This window comes from Streptomyces sp. SCSIO ZS0520 (assembly GCF_025643355.1).
In the GTDB taxonomy this organism is placed as follows: domain Bacteria; phylum Actinomycetota; class Actinomycetes; order Streptomycetales; family Streptomycetaceae; genus Streptomyces; species Streptomyces physcomitrii.
This window is the reverse complement of the sequence record NZ_CP092644.1, coordinates 1,732,605-1,746,410: the sequence shown is the minus strand read 5'-3', so window position 1 is coordinate 1,746,410 and position 13,806 is coordinate 1,732,605. Positions and strand designations below refer to the sequence as shown.

At 74.5% G+C, this 13,806-nt stretch carries 12 protein-coding genes and 1 pseudogene; 5 read left to right on the top strand and 8 right to left on the bottom strand.

All coding sequences use genetic code 11. The annotated features are described in order from the left end of the window. Positions 1-169 precede the first annotated feature (169 nt). Positions 170-1,333, bottom strand: a complete 1,164-nt coding sequence (locus MID12_RS05880) for a hypothetical protein (protein WP_263165273.1) — start codon at positions 1,331-1,333, stop codon at positions 170-172. Further along, positions 1,315-2,049 (bottom strand): ABC transporter ATP-binding protein, encoded by a 735-nt coding sequence (locus tag MID12_RS05875; protein WP_168543786.1) that lies wholly within the window; start codon positions 2,047-2,049, stop codon positions 1,315-1,317. Before MID12_RS05875 ends, MID12_RS05880 begins: the two co-directional genes overlap by 19 nt. 672 nt (positions 2,050-2,721) lie before the next feature. On the opposite strand from MID12_RS05875, the gene MID12_RS05870 reads away from it, so the two are divergent. Beyond that, on the top strand, positions 2,722-4,176 hold the full coding sequence (locus MID12_RS05870; RefSeq protein WP_040247699.1) for a gamma-aminobutyraldehyde dehydrogenase: 1,455 nt from the start codon (positions 2,722-2,724) through the stop codon (positions 4,174-4,176). A 64-nt stretch (positions 4,177-4,240) separates the two neighbouring features. Here the strand turns inward: MID12_RS05870 and snpA are convergent, their stop codons facing one another. Then, positions 4,241-4,891, bottom strand: coding sequence for a snapalysin (gene snpA, locus MID12_RS05865; protein WP_040247697.1), 651 nt, complete (start codon positions 4,889-4,891; stop codon positions 4,241-4,243). A 246-nt stretch (positions 4,892-5,137) separates the two neighbouring features. On the opposite strand from snpA, the gene MID12_RS05860 reads away from it, so the two are divergent. Next, a complete protein-coding gene (locus MID12_RS05860) occupies positions 5,138-5,881 on the top strand; it encodes a S1 family peptidase (RefSeq protein WP_040247696.1) in 744 nt (247 codons plus the stop codon). A gap of 70 nt (positions 5,882-5,951) precedes the next feature. Here the strand turns inward: MID12_RS05860 and MID12_RS05855 are convergent, their stop codons facing one another. The 3 genes and pseudogenes from MID12_RS05855 to MID12_RS05845 form a co-directional block, all read right to left on the bottom strand. Continuing rightward, the gene (locus tag MID12_RS05855) at positions 5,952-6,986 is read right to left on the bottom strand and encodes a LysR family transcriptional regulator (protein ID WP_208868859.1); all 1,035 of its coding nucleotides are present in this window, start codon (positions 6,984-6,986) and stop codon (positions 5,952-5,954) included. Positions 6,987-7,129: 143 nt separating this feature from the next. After that, positions 7,130-7,822: a glycerophosphodiester phosphodiesterase gene (locus MID12_RS05850; protein ID WP_263165266.1), complete on the bottom strand. Its 693-nt coding sequence runs from the start codon at positions 7,820-7,822 to the stop codon at positions 7,130-7,132. Between the two features lie 35 nt (positions 7,823-7,857). Further along, positions 7,858-8,998, bottom strand: a pseudogene (locus MID12_RS05845) (adenosine deaminase). A 30-nt stretch (positions 8,999-9,028) separates the two neighbouring features. On the opposite strand from MID12_RS05845, the gene MID12_RS05840 reads away from it, so the two are divergent. Together MID12_RS05840 and MID12_RS05835 are read left to right on the top strand one after the other, a co-directional pair. Continuing rightward, complete coding sequence (locus MID12_RS05840; RefSeq protein WP_263165264.1) at positions 9,029-10,096, top strand: DUF4190 domain-containing protein; 1,068 nt, start codon at positions 9,029-9,031, stop codon at positions 10,094-10,096. Positions 10,097-10,613: 517 nt separating this feature from the next. Next, a complete protein-coding gene (locus MID12_RS05835; RefSeq protein ID WP_263165262.1) occupies positions 10,614-11,528 on the top strand; it encodes a S1 family peptidase in 915 nt (304 codons plus the stop codon). Positions 11,529-11,637: 109 nt separating this feature from the next. Here the strand turns inward: MID12_RS05835 and MID12_RS05830 are convergent, their stop codons facing one another. Continuing rightward, a complete protein-coding gene (locus MID12_RS05830; protein ID WP_263165260.1) occupies positions 11,638-12,249 on the bottom strand; it encodes an NADAR family protein in 612 nt (203 codons plus the stop codon). A 200-nt stretch (positions 12,250-12,449) separates the two neighbouring features. Between MID12_RS05830 and MID12_RS05825 the strand changes: the two genes are divergently transcribed. Beyond that, entirely contained in the window at positions 12,450-12,899 is a 450-nt protein-coding gene (locus MID12_RS05825; protein WP_040247683.1) for a hypothetical protein, read from the top strand. Positions 12,900-13,058: 159 nt separating this feature from the next. Here the strand turns inward: MID12_RS05825 and MID12_RS05820 are convergent, their stop codons facing one another. Beyond that, entirely contained in the window at positions 13,059-13,601 is a 543-nt protein-coding gene (locus MID12_RS05820; RefSeq protein ID WP_263165258.1) for a phosphatase PAP2 family protein, read from the bottom strand. Positions 13,602-13,806 lie beyond the last annotated feature (205 nt).

The window sequence follows — 13,806 nt, the reverse complement described above, 5'->3', positions numbered from 1 at the left end:
GGATAGACCGCGGCCCCGCACGGAACTCATCGCCGCCCGCGGACTTCTTTCAGGTTTTTTCGCGGGCCGGTACGAGACACCGCCAGGGGCGGCTCCGGGCCGGTCCGGGACACCGCCCCGGAGCCGCCCCGCCGCCGTGCTCCCGCCGGATACCGCCAGCCTTGCAGCCCTACGTCAGCGGAAGCGCCGCGAGTTCGGCGACCAGCCAGGTCAGCGGGCCGAACACGGCCAGCAGGACCCCGGCGCGCAGCGCCACCGCGCCGCGCAGCAGGGCCGGGGCGGCGCCGAGGCCGAGCAGCGACTCCCGGGACCGCGCCCGCTCCTGCCGGGCCTCGGCGACCGCGGTGAGCAGGGTGGCCACCGCGCAGCCGGTGACGAGCAGGGCGCCGATGGTGCCGAGCGGGCCGAGCCGCGGCTCGCGGCCCGCGTACAGGGCGGCCGCGGCGAAGGCCGCCGAAGCCACCGCGCACAGCACGCCCAGCGGCCTGCCGAGGCGCGCGGCCTCCTGCTGCAGCACCCGCCCGGCGAGCAGCCGCATCGCGCCCGGCCGCAGCGCCTGCAGCACCCGGCCGCACTGGTAGGTGAGCCCGGGCCCCGCGAGGGCCAGCCCGACCGCGGTCACCAGCCATCCCGCGAGCACCCCGGCCGGGCTCCCGGCGAGCGTGCCGGGCAGCAGCGCGGAGGCGTCCTCGGAGCGGCGGGCGTAGGCCTCGACGGCCAGGCCCGCGGCGAGCAGGGCGATGCCCCAGGGCAGTCCGGCCGGAGCGGGCCGCGGGGCCGGGGCCTCCGCCGGCTCCTCCTCGTCCCGCTCGGGGCGGGGCCGCGGGCGCGGGCGCAGCGCCAGCCAGCAGGCACCGGCCACCGCGCCGGGCACCACCAGGAGCAGGGTCACCACCCCGGCCAGCGGCAGCGGCTGCCCCTGGGCGAGCAGCCCGGAGGCGGTACCGGCGTACGGCAGCCGCCCGAGGTCGCCGCGGAGCAGCAGGAAGGCGAGCAGCGCCGCCGCCGAGCCGAGCGCGCAGGCCGCGCCCGCGGACAGGGCGGCGAGCAGGGCGAGTCCGGAGGGGCCGAGCCCGGCCGCGGAGAGCGCCGAACGCGGCCGTACGCCCGGATCGGTACGGCCGACGGCGAGCGCGAACTGCACCGTGGCGGCGAGCGGGACCAGGCACCAGACCAGCCGCAGGGCCGACTCACCGGGCGCCTCGGGGTGGCCCATCGCCCAGCCGAGGGCGCACAGGAGCAGGAAGCCGGTACCGGCCGAGGCACCGGCGAGGAGCAGGCGGCGCAGCTGGACGAGCGGGCGCCCGCCGCGGGCTAGACGGAGAGCGAGCACGCCGCCCGGCCTTCCGCCTCGGGCTCCGGCCGCTCCACCGCGGAGAGGCGGCGGCCGTCCTCCAGGAGCAGCAGCCGGTCGGCGGCCTCGGCGGTCTCCTCGTCGTGGGTGGCGAGGACGACCGTGATGCCGTGCGAGCGGGCCGCGGTGGTCAGGGTGCGCAGCGCGTGGGTGCGGTCCGCGCGGTGCAGCGGGGCGGTCGGCTCGTCCGCGAAGAGCACCGCGGGCTGCGCGGTCAGGGCGCGGGCGATGGCGACGCGCTGCTGCTCGGTACGGGTCAGGGCGTGCGGGCGCTTGCGCGCGGTGCCGCCGACGTCGAGGCGCTCCAGCCACTCCAGGGCCGCCGCCTTCGCCGCCCGGTGGGTGGTGCCGCGCAGCATCAGCGGCAGGGCGGCGTTCTCCCAGGCGCGCAGCTCGGGCACGAGGCGGGGCTCGGGGCCGATCCAGGCGAAGCGGTCGCGGCGCAGCCGCTCCCTGAGCAGCGGCCCCATCGTGTGGACGGGCGAGCTGTTGAACCACACCTCGCCCTCCTGCGGCACCAGGCGGCCCGACAGGCAGCGCAGCAGCGTCGTCTTGCCGCAGCCGCGCGGGCCCGCCACCGCGAGGATCTCCGCCTCGCGGACGCCGAGCGAGACACCGGCGAGTGCGGGTGAGCCGTTGAGATCCACGTGCAGGGCGCGGGCCCACAGCACGTCGTTGTCCGGCGGGGCTGCCATGGGCGAACACCTCGGTTCTGGTCGGATTCCTGCCCCCGTCCGGGGGAACGAAGACACGGGCCGATCGGTCACTGGGCACCGTAGGTATTCGCCGCCGGGGCGCCGGGGTGCACACGGAGCCGGCCGCGCTCATCACCCGAACGTGTAAGCACATGAACGGGCGGCGCGGGCGGGCGGGGGCCGAGGGGCGCGGGGGCGGCGCAAGGCCCCGGCGCGATCCGCCGGGGCGCACGCCTCCGCGCCGGGGGCACGTCTGTTTGGCCACCCCCGGACGGGTGAGGAGGCGGCGGCCGGTTGCCGCGGATGGGCCCAGCCCGCCCGCCGGGGCGCCCCCGCGCGCCCGCCGCGGCGCTTTCGCACGGGCGCCCCGGCGGACTCGTACGGGCTCCCCGCGGCGGACCCGGAAGCCGCCGCCCGCCCGGATCCGGAGGGATGGTGCGCCGGGCGGCCCGTCCCCGCCCGGAGTCATGGCGCCGGTACGCGCGGTGCTCCCCGCACCCGGGCAACCTTGCACGGGAAGCGGGTAGCGGGCGGTGTTTGTGCGCCGAAAGCGGGGGCGGCCAGGAAAATGTTCTCCCCGGGGCGGTTTCCGCGGCCGTGGGCTATGTCGCGGAACGGGGCCGCGGGCTAGGGTGGACATCTCACCCGTTGGACACCGTCAGGAGGGCCGGAGTGACCACCGAGCCGGGTCGGCTGCGCAAGCTTCGCAACTACATCGGCGGCGAGTTCCGCGACGCCGCCGACGGACGGACCTCCGAGGTCGTCAACCCCGTCACCGGAGAGGCGTACGCGACCGCGCCGGTCTCCGGGGCCGCGGACATCGACGCCGCGATGAAGGCCGCCGCCGAGGCCTTCCCCGCCTGGCGGGACCTGATCCCCGCCGAGCGGCAGAAGGCGCTGCTCAAGATCGCGGACGCCTTCGAGGAGCGGGCCGAGGAGCTGATCGCCGCCGAGGTGGAGAACACCGGCAAGCCGATCGGTCTGACCCGCACCGAAGAGATCCCGCCGATGGTGGACCAGATCCGCTTCTTCGCGGGTGCCGCGCGGATGCTGGAGGGGCGCTCGGCCGGGGAGTACATGGAGGGCCTGACCTCGCTGGTGCGGCGCGAGCCGCTCGGTGTCGTCGCCCAGGTCACCCCGTGGAACTACCCGATGATGATGGCCGTGTGGAAGTTCGCCCCGGCGCTCGCCGCGGGCAACACCGTGGTCCTCAAGCCCTCCGACACCACCCCGGCCTCGACCGTGCTGATGGCCGAGATCATCGGCTCGGTCGTCCCCAAGGGCGTCTTCAACGTGGTCTGCGGCGACCGCGACACCGGCCGCGCCATGGTCGAGCATCCCGTCCCGGCGATGGCCGCCATCACGGGCTCGGTGCGCGCGGGCTCCCAGGTCGCCGAGTCCGCCTCCAAGGACCTCAAGCGCGTCCACCTCGAACTCGGCGGCAAGGCCCCCGTGGTGGTCTTCGAGGACGTCCGCGGCGAGCACCTCGCCAAGGCCGTCGAGGACATCAGCGTCGCCGGGTTCTTCAACGCCGGCCAGGACTGCACCGCCGCCACCCGGGTCCTGGTCCACGAGTCCCTGCACGACGAGTTCGTCCAGGCCCTCGCCAAGGCCGCCCAGGACACCAAGACGGGGCAGCCCGACGACGAGGACGTCCTGTTCGGCCCGCTGAACAACGCCCACCAGCTGGCCCAGGTCTCCGGGTTCATCGACCGGCTCCCGGCCCACGCCAAGGTGGAGGCGGGCGGCGAACGCGTCGGCGACAAGGGCTACTTCTACGCGCCGACCGTGGTCTCCGGTCTCCAGCAGGACGACGAGATCATCCAGAAGGAGGTCTTCGGACCGGTCATCACCGTCCAGTCCTTCCGCGACGAGGACGAGGCGATCGCCCACGCCAACGGCGTCGACTACGCGCTCGCCTCCTCGGTCTGGACCCGCGACCACGCCCGGGCCATGCGCCTGTCGAAGGCCCTCGACTTCGGCTGCGTCTGGATCAACACGCACATCCCGCTGGTCGCCGAGATGCCGCACGGCGGCTTCAAGCAGTCCGGCTACGGCAAGGACCTCTCCGGCTACGGCTTCGAGGACTACACCCGCATCAAGCACGTGATGACCTCGCTGGACTGACCCGCCGCACGGAACACGGGCCCCGGACGCAGGCAGCGTCCGGGGCCCGCGGTCTTCACCGGGCTCAGCGCGCGGCGACCCCGACCGGGGCGATGCCGTTCACCCACAGCTGGTCCACCCGCTGCCGCTCCGCCGCGTTCGGCTGCGAGTTGGTGCAGGAGGTGCCCGGGCCGCCGCCCGACATCAGCTCGCTGCACGGGCCCGAGTAGTGGTCCGGCAGGCCGAGCACATGGCCCGTCTCGTGGGCGGTCACCCGGGTCGAGTCGTACTGCTGGTTCTGCTGGTAGTCCAGGAAGATGTACCCGCGCCCGTGGCCGTCGGTGGAGGCGTAGGAGCCGCGGGAGTCATTGCCTTCGTAGTATCTGAAGTCCGGGTTGCTGCCCTCGCGCAGCTGGACATTGCGCACCGCGGCGTTCCAGATCGAGGTGCTGCGCGCGATCTGCGTGCGGAAGCTCGGGGCGCTGGAGGTGTTGTAGATGACGGTGACCGAGGCGGCGCCCGGGTTGGCGGCCCGCTTCTCGGCGACCGAGCGCTGCACGGCCTCGTAGAAGGCCTTGTTCGCGGCGGCGTTCTCCGCGGAACCGGCGTACGCGGCGACCGAGTCGGTGGCGAGCGGTGCCGGGGCGGCGCCCGCGGGGGAGGCGGTCAGGGAGAGGCCGCCGAGGGCGAGACCGAGGCCGAGCGCGGCGGACAGCAGGGGACGGCGAGTACGCATGGGGGGCTCCTGATTCTGAGGCGGGGGTGGAGCGGTCAGGGGGATCCTGCGGTGGGCCGGCCCGCCCCGGGCAGATATCGGACGGCGATACCTCGCGGACGCTCCCGCCCGGCCCGCACACAACTCCCGTGACAGCAGTGCGATATAGGGCCGGTACCTTCTCGTCCCGCGCGCGGGTGCGCACAGTGATTCCGGCCGGGCAGCGCGCCCGGCCCGGCGGAGATCCGCCCCGGCGAGAGGAATCACATGAAGAAGAGACTTGCGGGCCTGGCCGCGGTGTTCAGTGCCACCAGCGCCGCGGCGCTGGCCCTCACCACGGGCGCGGCCACCGCCGCCCCGCAGCCGATCGTCGGCGGCAGCGTGGTCACCAACGCCCCCTCCTGGGCGGCGGTCATCGGCGACCAGAGCGACGGCATGTGGTGCAGCGCCGCCCTCATCAAGAGCAACTGGGTGATCACCGCCGGGCACTGCAGCGGCGCCACCCAGGTCCGCGTCGGCTCCGCGAAGACCAACAGCGGCGGCACCCTGGTCAGCACCTCGAAGTGGGTCCGGCACCCCTCGTACAACGGCGGCTACGACTTCGGCCTCTACAAGCTGTCCACGTCCGTCTCGGGCGCCCCGCTCGCGATGGCGACCAGCACCCCCGCCGTCGGCTCCAGCGTCACCGAGTACGGCTACGGCCAGACCTGTGCGCCCTACGGCTGCGGCGGGATGAGCCCCTCGCTGAAGTCCCTCGGGACCAAGCTGGTCGCCGATTCCCAGTGCGGCGGCATCAACGGCTCCTGGGAGCTGTGCTTCGACACCTCCGTCACCGCCACCGACTGCTACGGCGACTCCGGCGGCCCCGCCCTCGTCGGCGGCAAGCTCGTCGGCGTGACCAGCCGCGGCGCCTCCGGCCCCGGCGAGTCCACCTGCGGCAACACCAACTCCATATACAGCGACACCACCGCGGTGCAGAGCTGGATCAACTCCACCATCGCCACCCGCTGAGCCACCCCCCGCGCACGTGGCAGTGCCGTCCGTGGAGGGCACTGCCACGTGCGCCGCAGCAGCTCAGCGCTCAGCAGAGGCAGCCGCCGAGGGCCGCGAGGGGTTCGAGGCAGGGCGCCGGCGCGGGGGAGCCCTCCGGGACCCGGGCCCGCAGCGGGCCCTCGTGGGCCAGCCACCAGTCGCGGTAGACCGGGCGGCGGCCGACCTTCAGGTGGTAGGCCTCCGCCAGGCGTTCCACCAGGACGGGAATCCGCGCGTCGACCACCGAACTCCGCTGCCAGCACAGGGAAATCGAGCGGGACACCGGAGAACCGGCCAGCGGCCGGAAGACAATGTCGGGCGGCGGGGTGCACAAAGGATGCACAAGGGCGACTCCTTCGCCCCGGCGCACCAGCGGCAGCACTATCTCGCAGGAGAGCGCGCGGTGCCGGATCCGTGGGACGAAACCACTGCGTTCACAGGCCCGGTGGAAGAGGCGCTCGCGCCCGCATTCCTCCGGATCATCGGCCGCAATCCAGGATTCCCCGGCCAGTTCGCACAACGGAACCTCCGCCCGGTCGGCGAGCGGATGGTCGGCGGGAAAGGCCACGAATGCCGGTTCCACCGGGACGATGTCCAGGTATCCCACCTCCTCGGGCAGTTTGCATTCGGCCCCGGGAAAAGCGAACAGCAAAGCCGCGTCGACCTCTCCGGCACCGAGCGCCCGGGTCCCCTCGGTGAGTGTGGGCACCGTGCTGGTGGCCACGCTCACCGAGGGCAGCAGGTCGGCGAGGGTGGTCAGCATCGTGGGCAGGTCCAGCTCGGCCATGGCGGCGAGCCGCAGCGGCCGGGACCCGGCGGTGCGGCGCGCCAGTGCGGAGGTCTCCGCGACCAGCCGATCGAAATCGGCCAGCAGTTCCCGGCCGCTGCCAATCACATATCTGCCGAGTTCCGTTAATCGGACGCCGTCTCTGGAGCGGGTGAAGACCGCGCCGCCCAGCTCCTTTTCAATACGTTTCACCTGGGCGGTCAATGCGGGCTGGGCCAGGCACAGCGCCCGCGCCGCTTTCCGTATGCTGCCCGAGGCCTCCACCTGCGAGAGGATTCTGAGGTGGCGCAGTTCCATTCGCATTGAGGACCTCTTCCGTCCCGCCCCGGCCGCCACCTCTCCCGGGCGGCAGACGTCCGGGAGAATCAACTCCACGTGTTCCGTTCAGTATTGGACGGCCTCGGGAATTCGGAAAGGCTTCGGCAGAAGTTCGCGGCGCCTCAGGCCGGGGCCGCCGCCTCGCGGAGCGCGAGGAGGACGTCGAGGCGGTTCGTGGTGAGCGAGTCCACCCCGGCCGCGAGCAGCCGGCGCATGCTCCGCCGGGTGTCCGGGGTCCACGCCGAGACGAGCAGCCCGTCCTCGTGCACCCGCCGCACCAGGTCCCGGTCCACCAGGCCGAAGCGGTAGTTGAGCCAGCGCGGGGCGACCGCGGCCAGCACCCCGGGGCGCGGCGGCGCGAGCGAGGTCCAGGTCAGCGCGATCTCCGCCGCCGGATCGGCCGCGCGGACCCGCAGCATCTGCTCGGTGGCCGCGGTGTAGTACGCGCGGTCCGCGGCCCCGGCCTCCTGCACGGCCGCCACGATCCGGCGGACGTCGGCGGCCGTGGCCCCCGGCACGTCCACCATCACCCGGGCGCCGCCGGTCGCCGCCAGGGCCTCGGCCAGGCTCGGCACCCCGCCGCCGGTCAGCTCGGCGACCTCCTTCGCGGTGAGCGACCTCAGCGCCCGCTCGTGCCCCCACAACCGCTTCAGGCTCGCGTCGTGCAGCACGACGGGCAGCCCGTCACGGGTCAGGCGGACATCGAACTCCACGGCGTCGGCGCCCAGTTCGAGCGCCAGACGCAGCGAGTCCAGGGTGTTCTCACGGGCGAGGTAGGGCACCCCGCGGTGGGCCACGGCAGTCACGGTCGGCATGCCGCCATTGTGCCGGGCGAGGGCCCGGCCGCAGCTCAGGGGGCCAGTCGCCCGGCGGTGTACGTGTCGATCTCGGTGAGCAGCCGCTCCTTGCCCGCCCGGTCCAGGAAGGAGGCGCGCACCGCGTTCTTCGCCAGCTCCGCGAGCCCGCGCTCGTCGAGGCCGAGCAGCTTCGCCGCGACCGCGTACTCCTTGTTCAGGTCGGTGCCGAACATCGGCGGGTCGTCCGAGTTGATGGTGACCGGTACGCCCGCCTCCACCATCCGCGGCAGCGGGTGCTCCTCGATGCGCGCCACCGCGCGGGTGGCGATGTTCGAGGTCGGGCAGACCTCCAGCGGGATGCCGTGCTCGGCGAGGTGCGCGAGGAGCCGGCGGTCCTGGACGCTGCTGGTGCCGTGGCCGATCCGCTCGGCGCCGAGGTGCTCCAGCGCGTCCCAGACCGTCTCCGGGCCCGTCGTCTCACCGGCGTGCGGCACCGACCGCAGCCCCGCCGCCCTGGCCTGGTCGAAGTACGGCTTGAACTGCGGCCTCGGTACGCCGACTTCGGGCCCGCCGAGCCCGAAGGAGACCAGCCCCTCGGGGCGCAGCGAGTCCGTGACCGCCAGCCGCAGGGTCTCCTCGGCGGCCTCCAGACCGGCCTCGCCCGGGATGTCGAAGCACCAGCGGAGCACGACCCCCAGCTCGGACTCGGCCGCCTTGCGGGCGTCCTCGATCGCCTCCATGAAGGCGCGCTCGTCGATCCCGCGCCGGGTGGAGGACCAGGGCGTGATCGTCAGCTCCGCGTAGCGGATCCGCTGCCGCGCCATGTCCCGGGCCACCTCGAAGGTGAGCAGCCGGACGTCCTCGGGGGTGCGCACCAGGTCCACCACCGACAGGTAGACCTCGATGAAGTGCGCGAAGTCGGTGAAGGTGAAGTAGTCGGCGAGCGCCTCGGGATCGGTCGGGACCTTCGAGTCGGGGTGCCGGGCCGCCAGTGTGGAGACGATGCGGGGGGATGCCGAGCCGACATGGTGCACATGGAGCTCTGCCTTGGGCAGGTCGGCGATGAAGTCGTGCAGGTCGGTCACGGGGTCCTCCGTGGTGCGGCGCCCTCGCGGGGCGCGGGTGATCGGCTGATCGGCTGGTACGAGGATCATCGTAGGCGGCCCCGGAAACGGGCGTGCCGCCACGTAGCATGACGGGCACGCTACGTGGAGGGGACCGCCGATGGCCGTGGAACCGCAGCAACCCGAGGGCCAGGGTGCGGTACCCGGGAAGCCCGAGTACCTCGATGCCCCGGCGGCCGGGGCACAACCGCCGGGGCCCGGCGCGGACACCGGGTCCGGAGCACACCGGGTGTCCGGAGCGGGGCTCACCCAGCCGGACTTCACCGTCCCGGCCGGGGAACCGCGGGACGCACCGCCGGGCAGCCCCGGCACCGGCGGTGGCACCCCGGCCGGTACCGGGGCCCCGGTCGACTCCGGTGCTCCGGTGGCCGAGGGCCCGCGCGACGCGGTCCCCGGACCGGCCGCCGCCACCCCGCCGCCGGACACCTCCCTGCACAGCCAGCCCACCCTGACCTCGCTGTCCTTCCCGTTCGGGGAGAGCCCCGCCGAGCAGTCGGGCGCGGGACCTGTCGTGCAGGGGCCGGGGCAGGCGGTTCCGGGGCAGGGCCCGGCCGCACCCGGTCAGGGCCCCGGCACCGGTGGCGGACCGGCCGGGGGCGGCGCCTCGGGTCAGCACTTCGGTACCGGCGGAGGCTTCGCCGGGCCCGGGGCGGGCTCGTCCGGCTTCTCGGTGCCGGGCGGGGCATCCGGGGCCCCGAGCACCGGCGGCTTCGCCGCGCCGGACCCCTTCGCCGCGCCCAACCCCTTCGCCGCCCCGGAGCAGGCGGTGCCGCCGGTGCCCCAGGCGCTGGGCGGGCCCGCGGGGTACGGGTATCCGGGCGCCGCGCCGCCGCCGTACGGTGCGCCCCCCGCGCCGTACGGCATGCCGCCCTACACCGGTGCCCCGTACCCGCCCTCGCCCTACGGCTGGAACGGGGCGGCGCCGATGCCGAGCAACGGCATGGGCGTCGCCTCGCTGGTCACCGGGATCGTCTCCGCGGCCGGATTCTGCATGTGGCCGCTGGCGCTCCTGCTCGGGATGATGGCGATCGTCTTCGGCACGGTCCAGCGCGGCAAGGTCAGCAGGGGAGAGGCGACCAACGGCGGGCAGGCACTCGCGGGGATCATCTGCGGCTCGGTGGGCGCGGGGCTGTCCGCGATCCTGGCGATCGTGATGATCGCCTCCTGAGCCCTGAGCCCTGCCCTGCCCTGCCTTGAGACTTGAGCCTCGGGAGCCGGCCCGGCCGGTCGACTTCCGGCTCTGCCGTCTCCTCGGCGCCCGGCGCCCGGCGGCTCAAGTGGGCTTCCGCGCCCGGATCGTGGGCCTTCGTGCTGTGAAGTGGGCTCCTCAGCCCGGGAGATGGCCGTTCGTACGGTGAAGTGGGCTCCCGCGCCCGAGAGATGGCCACTCGTGTCGTGAAGTGGCCTTCCAAGCCCGGGAATGGCCGTCCGTACCGCGAAGGGGCCTCCCGTGAAGTGGCCGCCTCCCCGCCGGGAGGCGCGCACCCGATACGTGCGAAGTGGCCCTTCCCGCCCGGGACAGGGGGGCTCAGGCTGTCCGGTTGCCTCCCTTGTGCGGGTGGGCCGGGGCTTCGATACTCCCGAGGACATGTCGCATACATGTCAGAGCGCGTCCGCACCGGCACGGACCACGCGGCCCCGAGACCCTGCCCGCGGGTCCGGCCGCTCTCCTCCCGGAGGTCCCTGTGAAGCTCAGACGCTCGTCCTCGCCCCGCCGGAACCGCACCCTGCGCCGCCAGGCCCTGGCCGCCGCCGGTCTGCTGACCGCCGCCTTCTTCCTCACCCCGGGCACCGGCGCCTCGGCCGCCCAGGAGCCCACCGGCGCGGCGGCCGCCCATGCCGCCGAGGCGGTCCTGGACGCCGATGTGCCGGGGACCGCCTGGTCGCTCGACCCGGCCACCGGCACCCTCGCCCTGACCGCCGACTCCACCGTGGACGCCACCGAACTGGCCCGGCTGAAGCGCGCGACCGCCCCGTACGCGCAGGCGGTCAGCCTGAACCGGGTCGACGGCACCCTGCGCCCGCATGTCTCGGGCGGCAGCAGTGTCTACGGCGCGGGCGCCCGCTGCACCGCCGGTTTCAATGTGCACAACGGGAGTGACTACTACTTCCTGACGGCGGGTCACTGCACCGAGGCCGCCCAGGACTGGTACGCCGACCCCGCGCTCACCGTCTATATCGGCTCGACCGCCGGGTCCAGCTTCCCCGGCAACGACTACGGGCTCGTGCGGTACCAGAACCCCGCCGTGCCGCACCCGAGCGACGTCCGCAACGCGACGGGCGTCGTCACCCAGATCACCGGGGCGGGCCAGGCCACTGTCGGCCAGCAGGTGTGCACCACCAACGACCGGACCACGGGCGTGCACTGCGGCACGGTCACCGGGCTGAACGCCACCGTCAACTACGGCAACGGACAGGTGGTTTCCGGCCTCGCGCAGACCACGCTGTGCTCGGAGCCCGGTTCGAGCGGCAGCCCGGTCTTCTCGGGCACCATCGCGCTCGGACTGATCTCCGGCGGCTCCGGCAACTGCACCAGCGGCGGCACCTCCTTCTACCAGCCCGTCCCGGAGGTGCTCAGCGCCTACGGCCTCACCATCTGAGGCCGCACCACCGGCACTTCGCCCCCGTCCAGGACAGGGCGGGGCCTCGGCGGGGCCCGGCGACCGTACCCCCGTACCGTTCGCCGGGCCCCGCCTGTCAGGGGCCCCGTCAGGGGCGGTCCGGTGAGCCGGGGGAGGGGTGCTGCTGACCGGTCGTCAGGCGCAGGCGCTCGCGGGCCACCATCAGGGCGAAGCCGAGCAGGTTGGCGCCGCGCCAGCGGGCGGGATCCCGCGCCGCCTCGTCCGCGGCGGCGAGGCCGATGCCCCAGATCCGGTCGACCGGGCTCGCCTCCACGAGCACCTTCTCGCCGGTGCCGAGCAGGAACGCGGCCAGCTCCGGATGGGCCGCGAACTTGTGGAAACTCCCCTCCACCACCAGGCCGAAGCGCTGCCGCGCCCATATCGCCTCGTCGAAGCCGCGCACCCGGCGGCCGGCCGTCTTCGCCGCGGCGGGCGAGGCGGCCGCCAGGGCCGCCCGCTCGGCCGCCTCGTCCCGGAACAGGCGCGCCTTGCCCGCCATCATCCAGTGCTCGGCGGTCGCGTACGCCACGCCGTCCACGGTGAACGGCGCGGGCCACCACTGGCTCAGGCAGCCGCGCCCGATGCGGCCGTCCGCCGCGGGCCGGTGCCCCCAGAAGTGCAGATACTCCACCTCGGCGCCCGAGAGCACCGCCTGCGCCAGCGCCTCACGGGAGTGCAGCCCGTCCTCGATCCTCACCATGACCGTGAGTGTGCCAGGCGCCACTGACAACGCCCCCGCGCGCGAGACGGCGCGGGCCGGGGCGTGCGGCTCCGGCAGCCGTGCGCCGCCGCGCCACCGACCAATTCCCGAACTCGCGTAATGCTCCGCCCCGTTGCCCCTCTCTCCAGTGACCGCGCAGGCAGGACCACAGGGGAACAGGGAAGGGCAGGTGTCCCGGCATGGCTGGCTCGCAGGCGGGTTCGGGGGCGGTGGAGTGGCTGCTGTCCGCGGCGCCGGACCCGGAGGGGTGCGAAAGATCCTGGGAGGAGGACCCGCACGGGGTCGTCCTGCTGCCCGCGGGCGCCCTGTGGGACGTGCTGCTCGTGCCGGGCGCGCTGGGCCGTGCCGCCCTCGACGTGCTGCTGCGCTGTACGGACCGCCCGGGGCCGGTGCTCGCCGGGATCGGCGACGCCCGCCTCGGCTTCTTCGTGCCGCCGGGCACCTCGGGGCGGTGGTTCGGCGAGGGGATCCGCGGGGCGGGCGCGGGCACCTGGATCGCGGTGCCGCACCCCGAGCGCCTCGGCACCGGGATGCGGTGGCTGATCCTCCCCGACGGCGAGGGCACCCTCACCGACCCGCCCCTTCTCGAACTGGCGCTGCGCGAGGCGGCAGACCTCACGGGGACCTGACGGAACGGACGGGACAGGGGGACAGGCGGGACGGACGGGGCAGGCTGGGCAGACGGACAGGCGGGACGGACGGGGCAGGGGAGACAGGCGGGACCGGCAGGGCAGACCGACAGGCGGGGGAGCGGCGGGCCCTGACGGCTCCGGCCGAGGCGTGCGGTGTCAGCGGCCCCAGCGTGCCGTCAGCCCCCCGTACCCGGCGAGCAGCGGCAGGCAGAGCAGCCAGCTGCCGGCCACGTCGAGCGGCCAGTGGTAGCCGCGGAGCACCAGGCCGCAGCCCACGCCGAGGTTGATCAGGACGCACAGGGCGATCACGATCCGGCGGGCGGCCCGGCGCAGCAGCGGCAGCAGGAGCAGGGCGCAGATCCCGTAGACCACGGTGGCCGTCGCGGTGTGCCCGGAGGGGTAGTAGCCGCCGGGGTTGGCGCCGGGCGGGCCCGGCCGGTCCACCAGGGCCTTCAGCGGGACCACCAGCAGCGGGACGGCGGCGAAGGCGGCGAGCGCGGCCAGCGGGGGCAGCCACCGGCGCCGCCGGTCGGCCCGGCGGGCGTGCCAGGCGGCCGCGCCGAGGAAGAGGAGCAGGACCGGGAGGGCGACCTCCATGTTGCCGAGGTCCGCGAAGAACTCGGCCGCGCCCCTCGGCTGCCGGCCCGCGAGGGCGCCGCTGAGCCGTTCGTCGGCGCGCAGCAGCGGGCCCTCGCTCACGACCTGCCAGGTCAGCAGGGCGAAGGCGAGGGCGCACAGCCCGAGAAGGAGCGGAAGTGCGTACGGCCGCCCCGGAACGGGGGGGATGGTTCCGAGGCGGCCGTCCTGATCGGTGTGCCGCGCGCCCCGGGGGGTTTGGGGCGGGCGGCGGTCCGATCGGTGAGGAATTCCGGAGCGCGAGGCCCCGGGTGCGTGCGCGAAGGCA